At 48.8% G+C, this 24,619-nt stretch carries 20 protein-coding genes; 10 read left to right on the top strand and 10 right to left on the bottom strand.

Annotated elements, in window-relative coordinates; all coding sequences use genetic code 11:
- Positions 1–15: 15 nt before the first annotated feature.
- Positions 16–2,121, top strand: a complete 2,106-nt coding sequence (locus ABJO30_09835) for a molybdopterin-dependent oxidoreductase (GenBank protein ID MEP3233113.1) — start codon at positions 16–18, stop codon at positions 2,119–2,121.
- On the opposite strand, the gene purN is transcribed toward ABJO30_09835, so the two are convergent.
- Together purN and purM are read right to left on the bottom strand one after the other, a co-directional pair.
- Positions 2,105–2,776, bottom strand: a complete 672-nt coding sequence (gene purN / locus ABJO30_09830) for a phosphoribosylglycinamide formyltransferase (protein MEP3233112.1) — start codon at positions 2,774–2,776, stop codon at positions 2,105–2,107. The two genes, ABJO30_09835 and purN, sit on opposite strands and share 17 nt — an antisense overlap.
- The gene (gene purM / locus ABJO30_09825) at positions 2,776–3,843 is read right to left on the bottom strand and encodes a phosphoribosylformylglycinamidine cyclo-ligase (GenBank protein MEP3233111.1); all 1,068 of its coding nucleotides are present in this window, start codon (positions 3,841–3,843) and stop codon (positions 2,776–2,778) included. Before purM ends, purN begins: the two co-directional genes overlap by 1 nt.
- Positions 3,844–4,054: 211 nt before the next feature.
- Here purM and ABJO30_09820 point away from each other — a divergent pair, with 211 nt between their 5' ends.
- The 4 genes from ABJO30_09820 to ABJO30_09805 all read left to right on the top strand — a co-directional run bounded on the left by ABJO30_09820 (position 4,055) and on the right by ABJO30_09805 (position 9,679).
- The gene (locus tag ABJO30_09820; GenBank protein MEP3233110.1) at positions 4,055–5,140 is read left to right on the top strand and encodes an AI-2E family transporter; all 1,086 of its coding nucleotides are present in this window, start codon (positions 4,055–4,057) and stop codon (positions 5,138–5,140) included.
- An 80-nt stretch (positions 5,141–5,220) separates the two neighbouring features.
- Positions 5,221–5,832, top strand: coding sequence for a DnaA/Hda family protein (locus ABJO30_09815; protein MEP3233109.1), 612 nt, complete (start codon positions 5,221–5,223; stop codon positions 5,830–5,832).
- A 72-nt stretch (positions 5,833–5,904) separates the two neighbouring features.
- On the top strand, positions 5,905–8,127 hold the full coding sequence (locus ABJO30_09810; GenBank protein ID MEP3233108.1) for an RNA degradosome polyphosphate kinase: 2,223 nt from the start codon (positions 5,905–5,907) through the stop codon (positions 8,125–8,127).
- 10 nt (positions 8,128–8,137) lie between these two features.
- Complete coding sequence (locus ABJO30_09805; GenBank protein ID MEP3233107.1) at positions 8,138–9,679, top strand: Ppx/GppA phosphatase family protein; 1,542 nt, start codon at positions 8,138–8,140, stop codon at positions 9,677–9,679.
- Between the two features lie 9 nt (positions 9,680–9,688).
- On the opposite strand, the gene rnd is transcribed toward ABJO30_09805, so the two are convergent.
- A complete protein-coding gene (rnd, locus tag ABJO30_09800; GenBank protein ID MEP3233106.1) occupies positions 9,689–10,843 on the bottom strand; it encodes a ribonuclease D in 1,155 nt (384 codons plus the stop codon).
- A gap of 182 nt (positions 10,844–11,025) precedes the next feature.
- On the opposite strand from rnd, the gene aspS reads away from it, so the two are divergent.
- From aspS to ABJO30_09785, 3 genes are all read left to right on the top strand, one after another.
- Complete coding sequence (gene aspS / locus ABJO30_09795) at positions 11,026–12,807, top strand: aspartate--tRNA ligase (protein ID MEP3233105.1); 1,782 nt, start codon at positions 11,026–11,028, stop codon at positions 12,805–12,807.
- Between the two features lie 114 nt (positions 12,808–12,921).
- Positions 12,922–14,553, top strand: coding sequence for an EAL domain-containing protein (locus tag ABJO30_09790; GenBank protein MEP3233104.1), 1,632 nt, complete (start codon positions 12,922–12,924; stop codon positions 14,551–14,553).
- Between the two features lie 160 nt (positions 14,554–14,713).
- Positions 14,714–16,201 carry a hypothetical protein gene (locus ABJO30_09785; protein ID MEP3233103.1) on the top strand — a complete coding sequence of 496 codons (1,488 nt, stop codon included), beginning with the start codon at positions 14,714–14,716 and terminating at the stop codon, positions 16,199–16,201.
- A gap of 6 nt (positions 16,202–16,207) precedes the next feature.
- Here the strand turns inward: ABJO30_09785 and ABJO30_09780 are convergent, their stop codons facing one another.
- A complete protein-coding gene (locus ABJO30_09780; GenBank protein MEP3233102.1) occupies positions 16,208–16,852 on the bottom strand; it encodes a hypothetical protein in 645 nt (214 codons plus the stop codon).
- Positions 16,849–17,130 carry a DUF3572 family protein gene (locus ABJO30_09775; protein ID MEP3233101.1) on the bottom strand — a complete coding sequence of 94 codons (282 nt, stop codon included), beginning with the start codon at positions 17,128–17,130 and terminating at the stop codon, positions 16,849–16,851. The genes ABJO30_09780 and ABJO30_09775 overlap by 4 nt, the downstream gene beginning before the upstream one ends.
- Before the next feature lie 133 nt (positions 17,131–17,263).
- On the opposite strand from ABJO30_09775, the gene ABJO30_09770 reads away from it, so the two are divergent.
- Both ABJO30_09770 and ABJO30_09765 read left to right on the top strand, forming a co-directional pair.
- Positions 17,264–17,635: a response regulator gene (locus tag ABJO30_09770; GenBank protein MEP3233100.1), complete on the top strand. Its 372-nt coding sequence runs from the start codon at positions 17,264–17,266 to the stop codon at positions 17,633–17,635.
- Positions 17,636–17,656: 21 nt separating this feature from the next.
- Positions 17,657–19,036, top strand: coding sequence for a PleD family two-component system response regulator (locus tag ABJO30_09765; protein MEP3233099.1), 1,380 nt, complete (start codon positions 17,657–17,659; stop codon positions 19,034–19,036).
- A gap of 357 nt (positions 19,037–19,393) precedes the next feature.
- On the opposite strand, the gene rpmG is transcribed toward ABJO30_09765, so the two are convergent.
- The 5 genes from rpmG to ABJO30_09740 form a co-directional block, all read right to left on the bottom strand.
- Positions 19,394–19,561, bottom strand: a complete 168-nt coding sequence (rpmG, locus tag ABJO30_09760; protein ID MEP3233098.1) for a 50S ribosomal protein L33 — start codon at positions 19,559–19,561, stop codon at positions 19,394–19,396.
- Positions 19,562–19,701: 140 nt separating this feature from the next.
- Complete coding sequence (locus tag ABJO30_09755) at positions 19,702–20,442, bottom strand: NUDIX hydrolase (protein MEP3233097.1); 741 nt, start codon at positions 20,440–20,442, stop codon at positions 19,702–19,704.
- Positions 20,439–20,924: a DUF983 domain-containing protein gene (locus ABJO30_09750; protein ID MEP3233096.1), complete on the bottom strand. Its 486-nt coding sequence runs from the start codon at positions 20,922–20,924 to the stop codon at positions 20,439–20,441. Before ABJO30_09750 ends, ABJO30_09755 begins: the two co-directional genes overlap by 4 nt.
- An 82-nt stretch (positions 20,925–21,006) precedes the next feature.
- Positions 21,007–23,280 (bottom strand): ribonuclease R, encoded by a 2,274-nt coding sequence (gene rnr, locus ABJO30_09745; GenBank protein MEP3233095.1) that lies wholly within the window; start codon positions 23,278–23,280, stop codon positions 21,007–21,009.
- A 3-nt stretch (positions 23,281–23,283) separates the two neighbouring features.
- Positions 23,284–24,619 (bottom strand): topoisomerase C-terminal repeat-containing protein (locus ABJO30_09740; GenBank protein MEP3233094.1); only part of this gene is annotated, 1,336 nt, incomplete at its 5' end.

The raw sequence follows: 24,619 nt of genomic DNA, 5'->3' as shown, positions 1-24,619 counted from the left end.
CTATAAGGCATTGTAATGAATAAGAATGTTGATCCTCGCACAATTTCCAGCACTTGCCCGCACGATTGTCCGTCGACTTGTGGATTGAAAATTGACCTCGATGAAAACGAGCAGATTTCGCGGGTGCGCGGAGCAGCCGAAAATACCTACACGGCAGGCGTTATTTGCGCCAAAGTATCGCGCTATGCCGAGCGTGTGCACCATCCTGACCGTCTGACCAAGTCTTACAGACGCGTTGGTGCGCGTGGTGACGGTGAATTTCAAGAATTAGCTTTTGAAGATGCATTGGACGAAGTTGCCGAAGCTTTTTTGAAAGCCACAGAGAAATATGGTGCTGAAACCATCTGGCCTTATTATTTCGCAGGCACAATGGGGTTGGTTCAACGCGATTGCATCAATCGGTTCCGTAATGTTCTGGGTTATTCCAAACAACATTCAACCATTTGCACCACGCCCGCCTTTGCAGGTTATGCGGTTGGTACGGGCAGGCTTGGCGGCGTAGACCCGCGCGAGATGGCTCAATCTGATTGTATTGTTATTTGGGGAACCAACCCAGTTACAACGCAGGTCAACGTTATGACCCACGCGATAAAGGCACGCAAAGAACGCGGCGCGAAAATTGTGGTGGTCGATATTTATGAAACCGGCACAATGAAACAGGCCGATCATAAAATCATCATCAGGCCTGGAACAGATGGCGCATTGGCCACTGCCTTAATGCATATCTTATTCCGCGATGGCCATGCAGATTGGGACTTTCTTGAAAAGTTCACCGATGACCCGCGCGGTTTTGAAAAGCACCTGAAAGACAAAACGCCCGAATGGGCAGCGCAGATTACAGGTTTGGATGTAGCAACCATTGAAGAGCTTGCGCTTCTCCTTGGCAAAACTAAAAAATCCTTCTTCCGCATCGGTTACGGTTTTTCACGCCAGCAAAACGGCATCGTCAACATGCATGCTGTCACCTCAATTCCAGCGGTAATGGGCGCTTGGCAGTATGAGGGCGGCGGCGCGCTGTTATCTAATTCTGGTGCCTATCCCATCAACAATGATGTTATCCAAGGCAACGAACTTGCGAAAGATAATCGCCGCAGTCTCGATCAATCTCGTATCGGCGCGGTATTGTGTGGGGAAGAGGCGGATCTTTATGGCGGGCCGCCTGTGACTGGCCTGTTTATCCAAAACACCAACCCCGCTCTTGTGGCGCCCGATCTTCGAAAGGTCAAAGAGGGCTTTATGCGCGATGATCTGTTCGTCTGCGTCCATGAGCAATTTATGACGGAAACAGCAGAGCTTGCTGATATTGTCCTGCCTGCAACGATGTTCACAGAGCATGATGATATTTACCGAAGCGGTGGTCATACTCATATGTCTCTGGGTTTAAAGGGCATGGAGCCGCCTGAGGGGTGCCGATCGAATTATGAGGTTGTCACTGGTCTAGTGCAACGTCTTGGCATAGACGACCCAGAATTTAAGCTGACCGCTCGCGAGCACGTCGATAAAATCGTCAAAACGGCGAACCTTCCAGGTGTTGATGCGATTGAGAATGATCCGTGGCAAGATTTACTAAAAGACAAGGACCGCGCTCATTACAAAGATGGCTTTGCTTGGCCTGATGGTAAGTATCGTTTCAAGCCGAAATGGGATGATGTGACACCTAACTTCAAATCGCCTGAGCGGATGGGAAAAATGGGCGCCCATGATGAGATGCCTGAATGGCCAGACCATTGGGCGGTGAATGAGACGCGTGATGAGGCGCATCCTTTTGATCTTGCGACATCGCCTGCACGCCAGTTTTTGAATTCGTCATTCACCGAAACGCCAACAGGCCAAAAACGCGAAGTGCGTCCAACATTGATGATCCATCCTGATGATGCGGCGACCTATAATATTGCAAATGACGATGAAGTAATTGTCGGTAATGAGCTGGGCGAAGTGACCTTGCACGCTAAGCTTTTTGACAAGCTCGTTCCATCAACATTGATTGCAGAAGGTATCTGGCCAAACAAGGCGCATGTGAAGGGTGAGGGGATCAATACATTGATCACCGCGCGTCCTGTTGCACCCTTTGGTGGCGCCTCGTTTCACGATTGTAAAGTGTGGCTTAAGCGGGCCATATAATCGGGGCGGATGGTTCGCTCTCGCCGTCAATGAAAACACGCTGGCCGTCGACTGTCGCACGGCCACTTGCAAACCACTCTAGCGCCTTTGGATAGATTTGATGCTCCATCGTGATGATGCGGCTTGCGAGCGTGTCTGCGCTATCATCTTGCAAAATCGGCACGACGGCTTGAACGACGATTGGGCCTTCATCCAACCCCTCATCAACCACATGCACTGTGCAGCCAGAAAAGCGTGCGCCTGCATCAATGGCGCGTTGGTGAACATCAAGCCCTGTGAAGGACGGGAGCAGCGATGGATGGATGTTTAAAATGCGGTTTGGCCACTTGCGCACAAACTCTGGGGTGAGGATACGCATGAAGCCTGCAAGGCACACAAGTTGAATCTCTTCCTCAACTAAAACAGCATGAATCGCTTCATCAAAAGCTTCACGATTAGCATAAGCTTTATGATCTAAGTGCTTTGTTTTGATTCCATTATTTTTCGCGCGCTCCAACCCATAGGCATCCGCCTTGTTTGATAGGACCAGAGCAATCTCTGCTGGGTGATTCTCTGTCTCAGCTGCTTGAATCAAAGACTGAAGATTGCTTCCGCTGCCTGAAATCAGAACGGCAACGCGCGTTTTGCCCGAGTTGTTATGAGGCGCGGCATTCATTAAAGGATTGACCCTTTATAAGTCACAGCCTCGCCGTCGCGTGGTTTGAGCGAGCCAATTTTCATCGCTGTCTCACCCTGTTTTTCAAGCGCTTGAATCAAAGTATCAGCTTGCGAATTTGCGACAACCAGCACCATGCCAACACCACAATTGAAGGTGCGAACGAGCTCGGTCCAGTCCATACCACCCGCTTCAGATAGCCACTTAAACACAGGCGGAAGCGTGATTTTATCAAGGTCAATTTCAGCGCTCAAACTGTCTGGAAGAACGCGTGGAATGTTCTCCGTCAGGCCACCGCCCGTAATATGCGCAAGCGCTTTTAAGGCACCTGTTTCACGCATTACATTAAGCACAGGTTTTACGTAAATCTTGGTCGGCGTTAAAAGGGCTGCACCCAATGTTTGGCTTTCATCAAACGGGGCAGGTGCCTTCCAATCAAGGTTATGATTAGCGACAAGTTTGCGCACAAGCGAGAAGCCGTTTGAGTGGACGCCAGATGAAGCAAGGCCGATCAGTGTGTCACCGTCTTGAATGTCACCGCGCGGCAACAATGCGTCACGCTCAGCAGCGCCAACGCAGAAGCCAGCAAGGTCATAATCTCCACCTTGATACATGCCCGGCATCTCAGCCGTTTCACCGCCAATGAGGGCCGCACCAGATTGGCGACAACCATCAGCAATACCAGCAATGATTTCGGCTGCTTGGTTTTCTTCCAGTTTCCCTGTGGCAAGATAATCAAGGAAGAACAGCGGCTCAGCACCTTGCACGATCAGGTCATTGACGCACATGGCAACAAGATCAATCCCGACGGTGTCATGGATGCCTGTATCAATGGCAATCTTCAACTTCGTACCGACGCCATCATTGGCCGCAACCAAGATTGGGTCTTTGAAACCTGCCGCTTTAAGATCGAATAAACCGCCGAAGCCGCCAAGGTCTGGGTTGGAACCCGGCCGTGCTGTGGACTTAACCATCGGCTTAATACGGTCAACCACCGCGTTGCCCGCATCAATATCAACGCCTGCATCGGCGTAGGTTAGTCCAGTTGTTTTGTTGTTATCGCTCATATGCCTGCCCGATTGCCTGCTCGGTTAAAAGTCTTTTGCGGGTGTGAAAGCTTATATTGGGCTTGAGTGCAAGGGTATCTCGATAAAATGCCCGTAATTCACGGTTTCCTCGTCACTTCTCATCAATTTGATTGCGGGAGGGCGCGTTTTCTTGACGCTTGTCATAGCGCAGGATAGATCATTTGGTGAGTATTGTTAGAGAGGAAATAGAATGGCGTGGCAGCGGCAAGCAATTTGGTGGGCTTTATTCTTCGTATCTTTCCTCGGTTTCATCTATTTGTTTTCCGATATCCTACTGCCTTTTGTTGCAGGGATGATTCTTGCCTACATTCTTGATCCGGTTGCCGACAAATTGGAAGACATGGGCTTGAGCCGGATGGCGGCAACGTCGACTATTTTGCTATTCTCGCTTTTGGTTTTTATCCTCGCACTTCTCATTATCGTTCCATTGCTAAGCAAGCAGATGGGAGATTTTATCGAGCAAATTCCGGCCTACATCAAATCGCTGCAAGCATTCTTGGTGTCAGATACGGTTATGCGGGTAACGCAGTTTTTGCCAGTTGAAGCGGATGATTTGCAGGGATACGTCGGCAATTTTGTCGATGATGGTGCACGTTGGTTATCGCGCCTTTTAGGATCGTTGTTGAGTGGTGGGCAGGCGTTGCTTGGTATTATTTCACTGTTTGTTATCACGCCTGTCGTCGCATTCTACCTTTTGTTTGATTGGGATAACATGGTGGCGCGGATAAACAGCTGGCTCCCGCGCGAACATGCCTCGACGATTAGAAAACTCATGGCAGAAATGTCCGATATGATTGCGGGCTTCCTCCGTGCTCAGGGTTTGGTTTGTGTGATCTTGGGCATTTTTTACGCCATTGCGCTCAGCCTAACTGGGCTAAATTTTGGTTTGCTGATTGGTCTTGGCATCGGTCTGGTTAGCTTTATTCCCTTCATCGGCGCGATTCTTGGATTGTTGTTATCCATGAGCGTGGCGCTTGCGCAGTTCTTGCCTGAGCAAAACTACATAATGATTGCGGTTGTCGGTGGTGTTTTTGTGGTTGGTCAGTTTTTTGAAGGCAATATTCTACAGCCACGCATCTTAGGTAATCATGTGCAGCTTCACCCCGTTTGGTTGATGTTTGCCTTGTTCGCATTTGGGTCACTTTATGGTTTCGTTGGCATGTTGATTGCTGTACCTACTGCTGCATGTATCGGGGTGCTGGTTCGCTTCGCTATGCGGCGCTATCTAACTAGTGAACTCTATCTTGGCCCCAACTCGAATTCCGACGGCATTTAAGTTTGAGATTTTAATCGCTCATGATAGCTAAAGCACAAGTTCAACTAACACTGGATTTGCCTTTTGAGGAGGCGATGGGCGTGGACGACTATATCGTCGCTGCGCCCAATGAGCGTGCCTATGATTTCATTTCTAACTGGCCTGAATGGTCCGCAAATGTCGCGGTGCTATGCGGTCCATCGGGGTCTGGCAAAACCCATCTTGCAAATATTTGGGCAAACCTTGCTGGTGCGCGTCAGCACAAAGCAAAGAATTTGACCCTTGATCTCATCCCTGACTGGTTAGAGAGCAACGCGCTTGTTTTGGAAGATGTGCAGGCCAGTGGGTTTGATGAAGCAGCCCTTTTCCATCTGGTCAATGCGGTACGCGGCAGTTCCGCTCATTTGCTCATTACGGCGGATGAACCCTTTACAAACTGGGGGCTAAAAACGGCTGATCTCACGTCTCGTTTACGGGCTGCCTTGCCCATAGATATAACCTTGCCAGATGACACGCTCATGCGTCAGGTTTTCGTTAAGCAATTTTCCGATCGGCAAATAAATATTGAACCAAATGTGATAGATTATCTCCTATTGCGAATAGAGCGCTCACTCAATGCGGTGAGAGAAGTCGTGAATGTGCTGGATGAGGCGGCCTTTTCCAAAGGCCGACCAATCACAAAACGCTTTGCAGCGGATGTGCTTGAGTTCTAATCCACCCGTCATTTTCACGCCTTATGGCTTTGCTAAAGCTGCTGCGAATTTATTTATTTCGCTGGCCTTGAGATGATGGATGAGAATAAATTGGACCTAGAAAATACACCCCTGACACAAGCCGCTGGCATGTTCGAATTGGAACAATCGGGTGGTGAGGGTGCTGATGATGCAGCTTTAGATGCATCTTGGTTTGATAAGCCTGAGCGTTTCATCAATCGCGAATTGTCGTGGCTTCAGTTTAATAAACGCGTTTTGGAAGAGGCGGCCAACGAGCGTCATCCGCTGCTAGAGCGCATACGTTTTCTTTCTATATCAGCCAACAACCTCGATGAATTCTTTATGGTCCGTGTTGCAGGCCTTATGGGGCAACTGCGGGCAGGTATCGACACATTGAGTGATGATGGTCTGACACCGCAGGCTCAACTGGCCCTCATTTTTGAAGAGGCGCGCGGCCTTGTTGATGCACAACAGGAACGATGGGCCGCCCTTCAGCCGGAACTTTTTGCCGAAGACATTCTTATTGTGAAGCCTGAAGAACTGAACAAAGCAGACCATGTTTGGCTTGAAGACTTCTTCATGGAATCAATCTTTCCAATGCTGACCCCATTGGCCGTAGATCCCGCCCATCCTTTCCCGTTTATTCCGAACCTTGGTTTCTCACTGGTTCTTAACTTGAGCCGTGACCGTGATGATCAGCAAATGATCGCACTCCTGCGTGTGCCGCCGTCTATTGATCGGTTCTTGCAGCTGCCAGCAAGTGAAGGGCAGGCGACCCGCTTGTTCCGTGTGGAAGAGGCAATCAGTCTCTTTATCGATAAGCTTTTTCCAGCTCATACGGTGACTGCAAAAGGTGCTTTCCGTGTGGTGCGTGATTCCGATATTGAGATTGAAGAAGAAGCCGAAGACTTGATGCAGGTTTTTGAGACTGCGCTAAAACGTCGTCGTCGAGGCGTTGCCATCCGATTGGAAATCGAAGCGGCTGCGCCGCCTGCCTTGCGCGAATTTGTGGCGAAGGAGCTATCGGTTCGTGAAGGAAATATCAGTGTCATGCCGGGCATGTTGGCCTTAAATGACTTGGCAGAACTTACAAAGCTAGACCGCCCCCAGCTTAAATTTACCCCTTATACCCCACGCTTTCCTGAGCGGGTGCGGGAGGCTAATGGTGATTGCTTCGCGGCTATCCGCGAAAAGGATATGATTGTTCATCACCCGTATGAATCATTTGACGTTGTGTTGCAGTTTTTACGGCAAGCAGCAGCAGACCCTGATGTGATGGCGATCAAGCAAACGCTTTATCGAACTTCCAACAATTCACCCATCGTTGCAGCGCTCGTTGAGGCGGCTGAATCTGGCAAGTCTGTCACCGCCCTGATTGAACTGAAGGCGCGTTTTGATGAAGAGGCCAACATTAAATGGGCCAACCAATTGGAACGGGCAGGGGTGCAGGTGGTTTATGGCTTCTTAGAGCTTAAGACCCACGCCAAGCTTTCTTATGTCGCAAGGCGTGAAGGCGATAAGATTGTCTCTTATTGCCACTTGGGCACTGGCAACTATCACCCAATTACCGCACGGGTATATACAGACCTCTCACTCTTCACGGCTAACCCTGCGATTGCACGCGATGTGACGCGGGTTTTCAATTTCATTACGGGTTACGCAGAACCGCAAGATCTTGATCTTTTGGGTGTGTCTCCCTTCTCCGCTAAGTCGAAGATTTTGGGCTACATACAAGATGAGTGTGAACACGCGAAAGCGGGGCGTCCGGCGCAAATTTGGATGAAGATGAATTCGCTGGTTGATCCAGAAATCATCGACGCGCTTTATAAAGCGAGTGCTGCCGGTGTGATGATTGAGCTTGTGGTGCGCGGCATTTGTTGTTTGCGCCCGGGTGTTGAAGGTTTGTCTGAAAACATACGCGCTTTCTCAATTGTTGGACGGTTTTTAGAACATTCCCGAATCTATTGTTTTGGTCGTGGCCAAGGTCTGCCGTCAAAGGAAGCGCATGTTTATATCAGTTCAGCTGACATGATGCCGCGCAATTTGCATCGGCGGGTGGAAACCCTTGTGCCAATTACCAATGAGACTGTGCATCAACAGGTCTTGGATCAAATCATGGTCGCAAATCTTCTGGATAACCAGCAAAGCTGGGAAATATTAAGCGACGGTAGTGCAAAACGGGTTGACGTGTTGCGCGGAGATGAGCCTTTTGATAGCCAACATTATTTCATGACTAATCCGAGTCTATCAGGCCGTGGCCAATCTCTCGAAAAACAACCTCCGCTCACCATATAGCAACTGCACCATGTCTAAATCTGAACGCTTGGAAGTACTACCTCATGCGCCTAGCCGCATCGCGGGTTATGGCCCTATATCGGTAATCGATATTGGCTCAAACTCTGTTCGCCTTGTTTGCTATGAGCGCTTATCCCGTTCGCCGACCCCAATATTCAATGAAAAAGCCCTTTGCGGCCTTGGTAGTGGGCTCGCTCTGACAGGTAAGTTGGAGGAAGACGCGATTGAAGCGGCCATTGCTGCCATTCACCGTTTTAAGGGAATTTCAGACCAACTCGCAGCCGCTCAACTCATCGTTCTAGCAACCGCTGCGGCACGCGATGCTAGCAATGGTGACGAGTTCATTGAGCGTGTTGCCGAAATCGCAGACACCGAACCGCTAGTCCTCACAGGTAACGATGAAGCGCTCTACTCTGGCTATGGCATATTAAGCGGCATCTACCGCGCTGATGGTGTGATGGGCGATATGGGCGGCGGCAGCTTAGAAATTGCGGATGTATCTCGTGATGTCATCGGAGAAGGAAAAACCTTCCCGCTCGGTGGTTTGCGCCTTCAAGATGTTTCCAAAAAATCACCGAAAAAAGCTTTGTCTTTGGCGCGGGATGATTTGAAGAATAATCAAATTCTGAAAGCCGGTAAAAACCGCTCTTTTTACGCCATTGGTGGCACATGGCGGTCTCTTGCAACGCTACATATGAGGCAGAACAAATACCCGCTTAGTGTCCTGCATCACTACGAAGTATCAGCCAAGAAAATGGCGAAGTTCTGCGATCAGGTCGTCCATGCAAAGCTTGATGAGCTTGATGAAATTGACCAAGTCTCCAAAAATCGCGCACCACTTATACAATATGGCGCTGCGGTATTGCTTGCGATCATTGAGGAAATGAAGCCTGAGAAGGTGGTGATCAGTGCACTCGGCATTCGTGAAGGCGTACTTTACGAGCAGCTAGACGACAATATTCGCGCACAAGATGGTTTGATTGAGGGTGCACGAGAGCTATCCCATCTACGTTCTCGTTCGCCAGAAAATGCGGTTGAACTGATTGATTGGACTTGCTCGCTGTATCGCATCATTGGTTGGCGATTGGATGGCGAATTGCTTCGTTGGCAACAAGCCGCCTGTTTGTTGAGTGATGTTGGTTGGCGTGCCCATCCAGATTATCGCGGCGAGCAGAGTGTGAATATGATTGCCCATGCAGCCTTTGTCTCAATCGATCATCCAGCCCGCGCGTTTATTGCTTTGTCTGCCTATTTCAGACATGAGGGCCAATTGAACGATGATGCTTTGCCGAGTGTGGCGCAGCTTTTGGACGAAGAACAACGTCGTCGTGCTCGCCTAAACGGTGTTTTGTTCCGCCTTGCTCATTTGGTTTCAGCTTCTATGCCCGGTGCGTTGCTTAAGAGTGAATTCATCATGGAAGACGACACCGTGATCTTCCGCATTGATGAAGATCAAGCGGGGCACGTTGGAGAACGCTTGTTAAAACGGTTGTCTCAGATAGAAAAAATCATCGGTATTAAAACCAAAATTCGCGTTGGCGATTGGTCTTAATTTTTGTCGCTAGTCATCCGACTTTGTCGCGACAACGCGTTTTCCTTTGATCTTCAAGCCCATCTCACCGCGTTTGATGGAAAGGGCCGCCTCACCAAACAATTGGCGGCGCCAGCCTTTTAGGGCAGCAACATCCGCGTCGTCATCACAGGCGATTTGTTCCAAATCATCCACAGTAGCAATCACCTTGGCTGCTACAGCATGATGTTCGCTTGTCATTTTCAAAAGAACTTTGAGCAAATCAACCACCGCACCAGAGCCTTCTGGTGACGCGCGGCCTTTTGGAATGGCTGGCAAATCCTCTTTCGGGATTGCCATTGCTCTTTGAACGGCTGCTAGAATTGATTCTGCCGTGCGTGATTTTTCAAAGCCTTTTGGAATACTGCGCAAGCGCCCAAGAGCATTTACACTGGCAGGCTGCTGGGCGGCGAGTTCATAAATGGCATCGTCTTTTATAATGCGGCCACGTGGCACGTCGCGACGTTGTGCTTCTGCTTCGCGCCATGCTGCGAGTTCTTTCATAACCGCCAGCTCAATCGGTTTGCGCACCCGAAGCTTCATGCGCTTCCATGCGTTTTCAGGCTTGATATGATAGGTATCAACCGAGGTCAAAACCGCCATTTCCTCAGAAACCCAAGAGGAGCGCTCTTGTTCTTCAAGGTTGGCTTTGAGCGACATATAGACATCGCACAAATGGGTCACATCAGCTGCTGCATAATCAAGCTGTCGTTCAGAGAGCGGGCGCAGCGTCCAATCAGTAAACCTTGATGACTTATCAACTCTGTGGCCGGTAATGCGAAATACCAGCTGGTCATAGCTGATAGAATCGCCAAATCCACAAACCATCGCGGCAACCTGACTGTCGAATAGTGGGTTAGGGATGATGCTTGCAAGATTGTGAATGATTTCTACGTCTTGGCGCGCTGCGTGAAAAACTTTCACCACGGCTTCATTGCTCATCAATTCAAAAAAAGCACCAAGATCAAGGTCTTCCGCCAACGGATCGACAATAACATCGTAGCCCGGTATCGCCATTTGGATCAGGCAAAGTTTGGGTCGGTAAGTTGTCTCGCGAAGAAATTCGGTATCTACCGTTACAAACTCGGAGTTTTTAAGCTTATCGCATGCAACAATAAGTGCATCAGTCGTAGTAATCATTTCCATGGTAAATATATAGACCAAAATTTATCACTTGTCGCGTTGAACTGCGGTGTTAACGCGCTATTGGCGAAATATTTCCCCGAACTGGTTCATAGATCACTTAAACGGCGGCTTTTCCTTGACAAATCAAGCCGTGCGGTGCACCTCACGGCACAAGGAAATTAGTCAATTTGGGAACAATTATCATGCATCGCTACCGTAGCCACACATGCGGCGATTTGAGAGCCACAAATGCCGGAGAAGAAGTCCGCCTTTCAGGTTGGGTTCACCGCGTTCGCGACCACGGTGGCGTATTGTTCGTCGATTTGCGAGATCATTATGGTTTGACGCAAGTTGTGGCCGATGTTGATTCGCCCGCTTATGCCGCCCTTGAGAAGGTTCGTGCTGAGTGGTGCGTGCGCATCGACGGCAATGTGAAAAACCGCGACGCCTCTCTCGTGAACGACAAATTGTCGACTGGTGAGATCGAAATTTTCTGTACAGATCTTGAAGTGCTCGGCTCCTCCAAAGAGCTACCGTTGCCAGTATTCGAAGAACCTGATTATCCAGAAGACATTCGTTTGCGTAACCGCTTCCTCGATCTACGTCGTGAAACCCTTCACCAAAACCTGCTCAAACGCACAAAGATCATTTCTTACATGCGTGAGCGCATGACAGGCATTGGCTTTAACGAGTTTCAAACGCCGATCCTAACAGCCTCATCGCCTGAAGGTGCGCGTGACTTCCTTGTGCCATCTCGTGTGCATCCAGGTAAATTCTACGCACTCCCACAAGCGCCACAGCAGTTCAAACAGCTTCTTATGATGTCTGGCTTTGACCGCTATTTCCAAATCGCACCATGTTTCCGCGATGAAGACCCACGCGCTGACCGTTTGCCAGGTGAGTTCTATCAGCTCGATTTAGAAATGAGCTTCGTCACACAAGAAGATGTGCTGACAACGATGGAACCTGTGATCCGCGATATCTTCAAAGAATTCGCTGAAGGCAAGCCTGTTACAGAAACGTTCCGCCGCATTGGGCATCACGAATCAATTCGCAAATACGGCAACGACAAGCCTGATTTGAGAAACCCGATTGAGATGGAAGAAGTAAGCGAGCACTTCCGTGGCTCTGGCTTCAAAGTTTTTGCTGGCATGTTGGATGCTGACGAGAAGAACCAAGTTTGGGCGATCCCTGCTAAAACTGGTGGCAGCCGCGCATTTTGTGACCGCATGAACTCATGGGCGCAGGGTGAGGGTCAACCGGGTCTTGGTTATATCTTCTTCCGTGATGAAGAGGGAACTGTTGGTGGTGCTGGACCTGTTGCCAAAAACATTGGCCCTGAACGCACAGACGCTATCCGCACACAGCTTGGTCTTGAAGCAGGCGATGCCGTGTTCTTTGCCGCTGGTGACCCGAAGAAATTCGCAACATTTGCGGGTAATGCGCGTACCCGTGTAGGTGAAGAACTAGAGTTGATCGACTACGACCGCTTCGATCTTTGCTGGATCGTTGATTTCCCAATGTACGAATTCAACGAAGAAGAGCAGAAAATCGATTTCAACCACAATCCATTCTCAATGCCTGCTGGTGGCCTAGAAGCGCTTGAAAATGATGACCCGTTGACCATTGACGCATATCAATACGATATCGTGTGTAACGGCTTTGAAATTGGTTCAGGCGCTATCCGTAACCACCAACCAGAAGTCATGAAAAAGGCATTTGAAATAGCAGGTTACGAAGAAAGCGTGCTCGAAGAACGCTTCGGCGGCATGTACCGTGCATTCCAGTATGGCGCTCCGCCACATGGTGGCATGGCTGCTGGTGTTGACCGGATTGTAATGCTCTTGGTCGGCGCGCAGAATTTGCGTGAAGTGACGTTGTTCCCAATGAACCAACAAGCGCAAGATTTGCTTATGGGTGCGCCAAGTGACGCAACTATGCAGCAGTTGCGAGAGCTTTCAATCATGCTCAATGTTCAAGAATAAAGGCTGATATAGCGAGAAATTTGCGCTTTTTAACATGAATAGAGCGCCAATTCTTAAACTGCCTTTAACCGTAAGCCGCTAGTTTCTATTTCATTATAGAAACGGTGGTTAGGTTTGTTTCGTCGCGTTATAAAAATTCTGGTGCTTGTGGTTGGAACGTGCTTTGCGTGTCTGCCGACTATTGCTGTGCATTTGGGTTTGGTTTCAAACGCGCAGGAAAGCGGCGATCAGCTCGTAAAATCCATTGCTGCGACCATGATTGAACGGGCTGATACAAATGTTCGTCACGCTCTCGATATTTTGTCAGATTTCACCCTGCACGGTGTAACGACATGTTCGCCGACCAACGTCGAAAAGATGAAAAAAGCAGTTCACGGCCAATTTTGGGTGAAAGAACTGGGCGTCGTCGATAATGCTGGTAATTTCAAATGTAACCAATTTGGTGATGCGCAGGAATTTATTAGCCGCTCGAAAGGCGTGAGTGGAAATTCTGACAATATCATTATTCAAACGGTCATGCGCGAAGGTTCATCTGAATATGAGACGATGCTCACTTGGCGTCTTGATTCTGATTTGAGCCTTGGTGCCGTTCTTCCTGGAGAAGCGTTGGCCGACGACGTTATCCCTAGTGAAATGCGCGACAAGGGTGTGGCGATTATTACGGCAACAAACGGCACGCTGCTCTACATGGCTCCGTCACAGAGTGTTGCTCGTGCTGATTTGCCATTCGATGAACGTACATTCACGACGTCACTGCATTCAGAATCCTTCCCATTTTACGTGACAGTTTTGGCGCCCTATCAAGTGATTTGGGCGCGGGAGAGAGAGTTTTATAAAAACTCGCTCATCGTTGCGGCCACCGTTGGTATAGTGCTTTGGCTATTGCTTCTATTGAGCTTGAAACCCCGCAAAGCGCGCACCAATGAGATCGAGGCTGCGATTGAAGCTGGTGAATTTATCCCATTTTATCAGCCGACTATCGACGTGCAAACTGGCGCATTGAGAGGGTGTGAAGTGTTGATCCGTTGGCGTAAGCCGGACGGCAGTATCCTTTCCCCAGGCGCCTTTATCGGTCTAGCGGAAGCGACCGGTCTTGCCATACCCATGACCCGCGCATTGATGAGAAATGTGGTGGAGGAGATGGAAGATCTGCATGAAGCGCGGCCAGACCTCAAACTTGGTATCAACCTATTTGACGACCACTTTGAAAATCTCGATATTGTTGAAGATATCAAGGAAATATTTGGCCCGAGCAAAATCAGCTATAGCCAATTGATGTTTGAGGTAACGGAACGACAGCCCCTCAATGATATTCAACGCGCACGCATCGTTATCCGTAATATGCGCTCGCTCGGGTGCAAAGTGGCGCTTGATGATGCTGGAACAGGCCACGGTGGTTTGGCTTATCTCCAGCAACTTGGTCTCGACGTTATCAAGATCGATAAGCTGTTTATTGATGCCATCGGTACAGATTCGTTGTCGGCACCGATCGTTGATAGTTTGATCAATCTGGCAGAAAGCCTCGGGATGGAAGTGGTGGCAGAAGGTGTTGAAGAGACATTGCAGGTCGAGTATTTGCGAGAAAAAGGTGTCAGTTTGGCTCAAGGGTATCTGTTTGCAAAACCATTGCCTTTTGAAACTTACAAACGTTTGATTGAGAGAATGGTGCCTCTATCAAAGTCGGCAGACGAAAGACGCCGTTCGCGGACTAAAGAAAAGTTCGAGGTGTCACCAAAAGCTGCCTAATCGGGCCGTGAACCCAAGTTAATAAGCAATGTTTTAAGGGTTATTTACCCTATTCCTTCATAGTGATTACATGTTTAAGCCAAGTTTCCTCTCTAAGTTAGCAATTACAGGGTCCGTGATATCTTCGCGTAACCTTTATATATTGCTGCTGGCGGTCGTGGTGCCCGTTTTGATTGCCATGTACCAAACAGGCCGCACGACAGAGATTAACGTGCGTACAGAGGCGGACCGTATTGCTTCATTCTTCATTTCAGAAGTTGATGACATACTAGGTGAAACTGAACGGGTTATGGATGCTTACATGCAATCCAGCAGAGGCTCCTGTGCGCCTTCTGACCTAGCCGTGCTGCAAAAGCATATGGTTGTGACCGGTAATGTTATTTCCATGGGCATTGTCAGCGCTGATGGCAACATCACGTGTCATGTGGGCAAGACAACACATGAAAACCTTGTGTTCCCAGAAATAAGCAAGCGTGATTTGAGAAAACCACAATTTGCAGAACTTCGCGGTAAACAGGGGTCGCTACCCCTGATTATTAAGCAGAACCTCGAGGATCTTCGGATCTTTGCAATTGTTTCAAAAGATCGTTTTACACGGTTGCTGCTGCCAGGGTCATTGGCTCAACATACCCAGATCGATTTGGTCCTGCCTGATGGGGGGCTATGGTACACGTTGACTGGGCAATCTATTGTCGGTGGCTTTTCCAATAACATCTTGAAAATTGACCGCACCAGCGCTCGTTTCCCCGTAATTCTAAGTATGGTTGTTGATGCCGCCGCCATTAAAAATTGGGCAGGTGGGCTTTATCAAACTTTGATTACGATCATGATTTTGAGCGTTTTTGGTATTTTGATGATCGCGTTAATGGGTTTTATTTATCGCGCATCCCGCATTCGCAAGTCGCGCAATGAACGCGCTAAAATCGTTGAAAATGCTCATTCTTTGTTTAAAATTACTTATGAACCAGTGATCAATTTAGAGACCAAATTATTGGTTGGTGCTGTCGCACGGGCTGATTTATCAGTTTTCGATAATGTATCTGATGAACGCCCTTCGATCGAAGAAATAATTGGTATGGTTTGGAGTGAAATTGGAGCGTTTGCTGAGAAGCGCCGTGAATTCAATTTGATCATTGAGCTTGATGGGAATGAACTGCTGGCGCCAGCGGTTAGAGACGCAGTTATCTTTCGACTCAAAGAGGTCGGGTATGACAATCTATCCTTGTTGCTAAAGTGGTCAGCCGATCATGGTGTTGATCCAAAATTGTATAGACCCTTGGAAAACATCGCCACAGCAGGGTCACAGCTCGCCATTGAATGCGGCAGTGTTCGCTTCTCATTTCTATCTGATATGTGGGCATGGCCTTATCACCAGTTGGTCGTAGATTTTGCTGAAATCCCTGAATCAGATGAAGCTTTGAACTGGATGAATGAGATCGTCATGAATATGTGCGACCAGCTTCATGTCGGGGCAATAGCGCTTGGTATTTCCAATATGAACCTCTTGAATAGCGCCCTTGGCAGCGGCTTTAAAGTCGGCGCTGGGTCTTATCTTGGGCCAGACCTCACCATTGAAGCGCTGATGGCCGCTGTCCGTCATGTCCAAGCGGAAAAAGAAAAAGAGGGCGAGGAAGCAGAAGCCGCTTAGTTTGCTCTAAGCACGCGCAATTGCTTCACAGTGGTCGACGATCTCTGGCCAATTTTCAGCCTTCTTCGCAATTTCCCCTTCAAACGAGACAATCGAGCGAAACGTTGCGTCGGCCATGAAGTGGATGCAGTTTACGCGCGGTTCTTTTGTTTTCACCGCATGGTGGTGCGGCGGTAAATCATCGATGAATACTATGGGCGCTATTAGGTCTTTGCTTAACTGGTGCACCATCTCCGCTTTCGAGCCTTCGTTTTGAAGGACTGGATAAGGTGCGCCGACGGATGCGAGGTGTGCTCTTCGACGGTCGGTCAAGGCTGCTGCAACATTTGTCAAAAATACAATTTCATAAACCGCGCTCAATTGCTCCAATCCCTGCACAGCGCCCTCTACGACCTCCTGTTGATCAACGCTAATGTCGTGGAACTCTTGGATGAGCGCGCCTGATTCTTCCATGGAATAGGGCTTGCCGGATGGAAGGTCGATAATATTACCGCTCAATTTGAACGATTGCTTCTTCAATTGAGCTTTTCTGCTCGTCAAGAAGTCTTCAAACGGCGCGACGAAATGCAAAACCACCTCATCAACATCACATATCAAAAGCGGTTTTTGAGGGTTTAAATTCCGATTGAGTGTGCAAGCATCGTGGGTCAAAAGCGGCTGTCGTCCATCTGTGTTGGAGAAAGAAAATGTATAGCACTTTCAACATCATGAGCCGATAATCCGAGGTTGCTTGCAAACATGGAACACTCGCTTTCATCTTGGCGAAGAAACTCTAAAACTGCGAGTAAAAAATGAGGGCTACTTGCAGCGGTGCGAATGTCGGAAATGTCCAAACCGGAGAGGTCTACAAATCGTTGTAAAAGCGCTTCATCGGCTGAAATATGTTGTAGCCCTCGAATGGCAATCATGTCTGCATCGTCTCTAGTCATTTCAGTCCCTTTACGTTTAGCTCATTTTTTTTCGTAAACTTGCTGTTTTTGTGGCTTTGTTTGCGATTGCGAAAGGAATGCAATCTAATATCTTTCACTTATACGTTATTGGTTACGCGAACTGGTGAGAACTATGGCAAAAAAAGTAATGATCGTGGAAGACAATGAGCTCAATATGAAGCTGTTTCACGATCTTTTGCACACTCAAAATTATGAAACCGTGGAAACCAGCAATGGATTAGATGCGGTAGAGCTGGCGCGTCAGCATATGCCTGATCTGATTTTGATGGATATTCAGTTGCCAGAAGTATCTGGTCTCGATGTGACCAAGTGGATCAAAGAAGATGATGCACTCAAAATGATTCCTGTTATTGCGATTACTGCATTCGCGATGAAGGGCGACGAAGAACGTATTCGCCAAGGCGGATGTGAAGCTTATATTTCAAAACCTATTTCAGTATCTAAGTTTTTAGAAACTATTCGGTCCTACTTAGGGGACGCATAGGCGTTTTAAGGAAGAGTATTTATGACTGGTCGCGTCCTCATAGTTGACGACATTTTGGCAAACACGAAGCTTTTGGAAGCGCGTTTGCTTGCGGAGTACTACAACGTTCAATGCGTGGATAACGGTTTCGATGCGATTAAGGTCGTTGAGGCTGGCGGTTGTGATATTGTTCTGCTTGATGTGATGATGCCAGAAATTACTGGTTTTGATGTTTGCCGCTATCTCAAGGGCAAAGCCGAAACCATGCATGTGCCAATTGTTTTGGTAACAGCGCTTGATGGTTTGAGTGACCGGATACAGGGCCTTGAAGCAGGTGCTGATGACTTTTTGACAAAGCCTGTCCGCGAAATGGAATTGCTTGCACGGGTAAAGAGCTTGCTGCGTGTAAAGCTGCTGGTGGATGAATTGCGTGCACGGGCAAAAACGGCCCATGATGTGCACCTTGAGGTTATGTTTGAGCGTGTGTTTGCAAAACCAGCGCTTGAAGAAAAAGTACTGATTGTTGATGACCGAGAGAGCCAAGCAAGCCGGATGCGCAAAACGTTAGAGCGTACGGGCTATTCAGTGAAGGTAGAAGCGGACCCTCAGGCAGGTTTGATTTACGCGGCAGAAGAACAGCCTATTTTGTGCATTGTTAGCTTAGATCTTGATGGTGTTGATGGCTTGCGTGTTTGTTCGCAGTTCCGCCAGTTAGAGCGGACCCGCAACATGCCATTGCTGGCAATTGCAGACGAGGGTGCTGAGGATAAACTTGCTCGCGCCTTGGAACTTGGCGTAAGTGATTTCATTACACGCCCCGTTGAGCAAAATGAGTTAGCTGCACGATGCATGACACAATTGCGCCGTAGACGTTATTCTGATTTCCTTCAGGAGAGCGTGCAAAACACGATGGAAATGGCCGTCAAAGACGCATTAACGGGCCTTTATAACCGTCGTTATATGGAAACCCACATGGCAAGCCATGTGAAAGCCTCAGCGGTTAAGAAGCTACCGCTTTCCATTCTCATTCTCGATATTGATCACTTTAAAGGTGTGAACGACACCTATGGTCATGATGGTGGTGATGAGATTTTGAAAGAGTTTGCCAAACGGATTGAAGAGAATGTTCGCCGCATTGATTTGCCATGCCGAATGGGTGGCGAAGAATTCGTTGTGATTATGCCAGAAACGGATCGTGATTTGGCGTTTTCAGTCGCTGAGAGAATTCGCGAAGTGGTTGAAATGAAGCCATTCCACATCGCAGACCAAGGTCGCGATGCTGAGATCACGACAAGTATTGGAATTGGTTGTTATTATGATGACAACGACACGCCTGAAACTATTTTAAAGCGTGCGGATTTAGCGCTTTATGAGGCAAAAGAGGGCGGTCGTAATAAGGTAATCTACAAAGAAGCTGCCTAACGACCTGATTTACCTGAAGTTACTTAGAAACCAACGGTTCTACGCGCGTTTGAGCGCCTGCAATCTTAACCAATTTACCTAGACCGTTAATGGTCAATATTCATGGTAAATCCCAGTTTAGATTGCATTAATTATCATTATTTGAGAAGCAAGAGGCAGGTCAGTTGATCTTGATCAATATGGCCCCTTGTAGCGTTACCAGGTCCGCCGCATCACCTGTGCTGCAAGGCTAGCCGATGGATCCCATAACTTTCTTTGGTTGATCCGTCGGCTTTTCTTTTTCTAAATCTAGTTTGTAGACACAAAAAAACCGGCACTTAAAAAGAGCCGGTTCATCGTCACCAAGAAGCGTAATGCTTACTTGATTTTTGTTTCTTTAAATTCAACGTGCTTACGAACAACAGGATCGTACTTACGTTTGACCATTTTCTCAGTCATTGTACGTGAGTTCTTTTTGGTCACATAGAAAAAGCCTGTGTCAGCAGTGCTTTCTAGCTTGATTTTAATCGTTGTGGCTTTTGCCATCGTTCAAGTTCCTCGATTATGCAGCAGACCAATTGGCCGAAAAATAAGAGGGGAGCGCAAACTGGCTCCCTAAGTTGTCGCGAAATTACCCATTCCAAGCGCTTTGTCAAGCACTTCTCGCTACAGACGCGCAAACAAGGTTAGGTTTTTTCAACTTGCACCTCAGTTGGAGGTAATGGAGCGGCGCCAGCACGCAGTTCAGTGAGGATTTTCGCCACATCCTTAGAGCCAGTCTTTGGGCGATAAAACGCAACATTTGGTTGGGTTTTGCCGAAGTCAGGTCGTTCCAACGCACTTTTTGCGGAAAGTAAGATTCGCTTCGTTATGAAATGAAGAGGCAGTTCTTTCGTTTCTTCAAAAGTAACCCATCTCACATCCTCAAGCTCTTCACTCGATTGAGCCTTTTGGTGTTCCAGATAATCGCTTACATCGGCGATAAAGAAGCGCGTATCAAAACGGCGGTTTTGCCCCGGAGGCGTTATGGCGCGGGCGATATAGGCAAGCTTAGATAGATCTGCTTTCAAACCATCCTTGGAAAAAGCCGCCCAGCTTGGATTGGCTGTTTTGTGAACGGTATCAGTTTCAATGCCGATCTTGAGATCAACTTCTTCATAAGTCTCACGAATCGCCGCTAAACCCATCATCTGCGCGCGCAGTGCTGTAGTGCGGCCACGCATTTGCTGCATTAGCAGATCAAGTGTGTCGTCTTGATAGTCGAGGCCCACAGGACCAAACCGATCTGCATAATCCACGCGTCCACCAGGGAAGACATAGATGTTCGGCATAAACTTATGCTTCGCCGCTCGCTTGCCCATTAAGATACGCGGTTCTTGCTCGCGGGTATCGACAAGGACGATGGAAGCGGCGTCTTTGATTCTCATGATGAGGTCTGTGCCAGCAGTTTATCAGCGGGCGCAATTTCGATGTCGTCGCCTTCAACGAAATTAGGGTCGAAGCCATGCATGTAGTTTGCCCATTGCAGGCCAACGATAATGCCTTTGATACGCGGTAGGAGGAGCAATGTCATGATGAGCAGTAGCGGCCCCCATAAAACGGCATGTACCCAATAGGGCGGGGCATAGGTCAGTTCAACCGATAGGAAAAAACCAACGATCAATTTGCCAACAATGGAAATGGTGAAATAGGCGGGTGCATCGTCTGCGCGGTGGTGATGCAGCTCTTCGTCACAAACGCCACATTGATCAACGGTTTTCAAATAGCTCTTATAGAGAGGGCCATTACCGCATTTCGGGCATGTATGCTTAAAGCCTTTCCACATCGCGCTTTTCAATTCGCGGTGTGGCTTACCAATTATGTGAGAATTTGCATCAACGTCATTTTCAAAATGGGAGAATTTAGCCATAACACCTCGCTTTACATTATATGTAAGTCGAGCGTCGTTGAGATACAATGAAGATTATCAGAACATTTGCGCAAATTGGATGTTATCTTTTGCGCTTAATCTTGCGTGAAATGCCCTTTGGTGCACCACCACGTTTGTTCTCTGAGGGCTTGCGACGGCGGCCTTTTTGTTTTGGGAAGGCACGGCGTCCCGCTTTGCCTTCTTTGCCCTCACTGAGCATCTCAAAGCGCAAGGCGCCCGCAAAGGGAAGAGCTTCGACAAGCATCACCTCAACGTGGTCACCCATCGTATAGGTCTGCCCTGTGCGCTCACCAGAAAGCTGATGGCGGGCTTCGTCAAAGTGGAAGTAATCGTCACTCAACTTTGAGATCGGAATAAAGCCATCCGCACCTGTTTCATCAAGGGTGATGAAGAGGCCCGCTTTCGTTGCCCCACCAATACGGCCCCAGAACTTAGCACCCACTTGTTCGCTCAACCATTCTGCAATGAGGCGGTCAATGGTGGCGCGCTCTGCTTTCATGGCGCGGCGTTCCGTAATGCAGATGTGAGCGGCGATATCTGCCAGCCCCTCAACATTCATATCACCCATACCACCTTCGCCAAGCTGGTAGCCTGACACAAGCGCACGGTGCACGACCAAATCAGCATAACGACGGATCGGCGAGGTAAAGTGCGCATAGCGCTGAAGGTTCAATCCAAAGTGGCCATAGTTTTCAGGCGTGTATTCTGCCTGAGCCTGTGACCGCAAAATGACTTGGTTTGTCAGTAGCTCATGATTTTCATCACGCACATGGCGCAAAATGCGGTTGAAGTGCTGCGGGCGGATATTACCAGATTTTGGAATTTGCATCTCAATCGTTGAGAGGAAATCACGGAGCCCTTCAAGCTTTGCCAAAGACGGTGTGTCGTGGGCGCGATAGATGAGCGGTGTTTTCTTTGCTTCCAATGCTTCTGCCGCAGCGACATTGGCGAGGATCATAAATTCTTCAATGAGCTTATGGGCATCAAGACGGGCAGGCACCACGACGTGATCAACACGGCCATCTGCATCCAATTTGATTTTGCGCTCAGTAACGTTGAGATCCAGCGGCTCGCGGTTTTCTCGCTCGCGCTTTAAACAGGCATAAGCGGCCCACAGTGGCTTTAGTGTGTTTTCGAGCAATGGTGCCGCGCGATCGCTCACATCGCCGTCTATGGCCGCCTGAGCTTCCTCATATGATAGTCCGCCATGAGAACGCATCATGATGCGGTGGAAGCGATGCTTCTTTTTCTTGCCGTCAGCATCCAGCCAAACCTTTACAGCAAGGGCAGGGCGCTCGAGGCCTTCTTTGAGGGAGCACAGATTGTTTGAGATGCGCTCTGGCAACATCGGCACCACACGGTCAGGGAAATAGACCGAGTTACCGCGAAGGCGGGCTTCTTTATCAAGTATGGTATTTGGACGGATATAGAATGATACGTCTGCAATCGCGATTGTAACGACAAAGCCACCATTGTTGTTGGGGTCAGCTTCCGCAAAAACCGCATCATCGTGATCTTTGGCATCTGCCGGATCAATCGTGATCAATGGCATATCGCGCCAGTCTTCGCGATTTGGTCCAACTTCAGTTTCTGTCGCTGCCTCTGCCGCTTCCATCACTTCATCAGGGAAGATGTGCGGAATTTCGTGTTCATGCAGCGCAATGTGGCTGATGGCTTTCTCAGTTTTGAGGGAGCCAATGACACTCAAAACGCGGGCGCGGGCGTCATCGTATTTGCCGATTTTGACGGTTTTAACTTCAACTAGATCACCGTCTTTGGCGTCGCCTAGTTCGTCAATGTCGAGTTCTTTCTGCTTGCGATCAACAGGCAAGAGGCGCGGCAAGCTTTGGGAATCGCTGCCAAAGCGCACCACACCAAGCACACTGGTCGGGGCTTTTTCCAAAATCTTGATGATAGAAGCAGAATGGTCTTCCGTTCCTTCGCCCTCTTGCAATCGTCCAAGAACGCGCTGGCCAATGCCCGGCGCAGGGCCTTTGTCGCGTTTTGAGGTTTGGATCATAATTTTGGGAGGCGGGGTGTCTTTGCTTTCCCATTTAACGGGAACCGCCAAAAGCTCGCCGTCAGCATCACGTTCTACAATGTCCATAACGAAGACATTGGGCAATTCGCCCGCTGCATTGAAGCCTTTGCGAGAACCACCGATCAAGCCATCATTGGCGAGGTCTTTCAGAATTTTCTTCAGCGCAATGCGGTCTTGGCCCTTAATGCCAAACGCTTTTGAGATATCTCGTTTTGAGCTTTTATCAGGATTGTCTTTGATAAAAGCGAGGATTTCGTCGCGTGTTGGAAACCAAGGGCTTTGGGATTTGACCACCGATTATTCCGCCGTGTCGTCAGCGGCCTTCTTCGCCGCTGTCTTTTTGGCCGCAGGTTTCTTTGCTGCTGCTTTCTTCGCCGCTGGCTTTTTAGCTGTTGCCTTCTTAGCTGCAGGTTTTTTCTTGGCAGGAGCCTTCTTCTTAGCCGCTGGCTTCTTGCCACCTTTTGCAGCCTTCGCCGCAATAAGTTCAACAGCCATATCCATGGTCACATCTTCAGGCTTTTGATCCTTTGGAAGCGTGGCATTGATCTTGTTGAACTTCACATAGGCACCATAGCGGCCCTCATTAACAGTGACCTTGCCACCGCCATCTGGGTGATCGCCAAGTTCTTTGAGCGCTTTGGCTGCCTGACGTCTGCCCGGATTGGCGATTTTATCAGCGATTGCTGAAACCGCACGGTTAAGGCCAACAACAAAGACTTCATCAGCGCTTTCAAGATTGGCATAGGTGCCATCATGCAAAACAAATGGACCATAGCGGCCAAGGCCTGCGGTAATATCTTTGCCTGATTCTGGGTGAACACCGACCAAACGTGGAAGAGAAAGCAGTTTTAGGCCGCCTTCAAGATCAAGCGTTGCTGCGTCCCACCCTTTTGGAATGGATGAGCGCTTCGGCTTTGCTTCTTCACCAAGCTGCACATAAGGGCCGAAGCGGCCTTTTTTGCAGAATACATCAAGGCCCGTTTCAGGGTCTTGACCAAGCAAGCGGTCCCCGTCGTCGCCACCTTCTCCGTCTGCAGATTGGGTGAGTTGGCGTGTAAACTTACATTCAGGATAGTTGGAACAGCCGATGAAGGCACCAAAGCGGCCGACTTTCAGGCTGATTTCGCCATCATCACACGTCGGGCATTTACGACGCGGCGTGCCGTCTTCTTTTTCAGGGAAAACGTGATCTTGCAGCGCTTCGTTGAGAGCGTCTAGTACTTGCGAAACACGCAGGTCTTTGATTTCATCAACATGGCCAGAAAAGTCTGTCCAAAACTCCCGCAACACATCGCGCCACTGGGCGTTGCCTGCCGAAATTTTATCGAGTTTTTCTTCAAGGCCAGCCGTAAAGTCATATTGAACGTAGCGATTGAAGAAGTTTTCCAAGAACGCTGTAACCAAGCGGCCCTTGTCTTCTGGCATCAGGCGCTTCTTATCAAGCGTCACATAATCGCGGTCCCGCAGCACACCAAGGGTTGAGGCATAGGTTGAAGGTCGGCCAATGCCGAGTTCTTCCATCCGTTTAACCATTGTCGCTTCTGTGAAGCGCGGTGGCGGCTCAGTGAAGTGCTGGGTTGCTTCAATCTTATCTTTATTGACGTCTTCGCCATTGGAAAGAGCTGGAAGGCGC

This window comes from Hyphomicrobiales bacterium (assembly GCA_039973685.1).
Taxonomy (GTDB): domain Bacteria; phylum Pseudomonadota; class Alphaproteobacteria; order Rhizobiales; family JACESI01; genus JACESI01.
The sequence above is the reverse complement of the archived record's forward strand: the minus strand, read 5'-3'. Positions and strand labels throughout refer to the sequence as shown.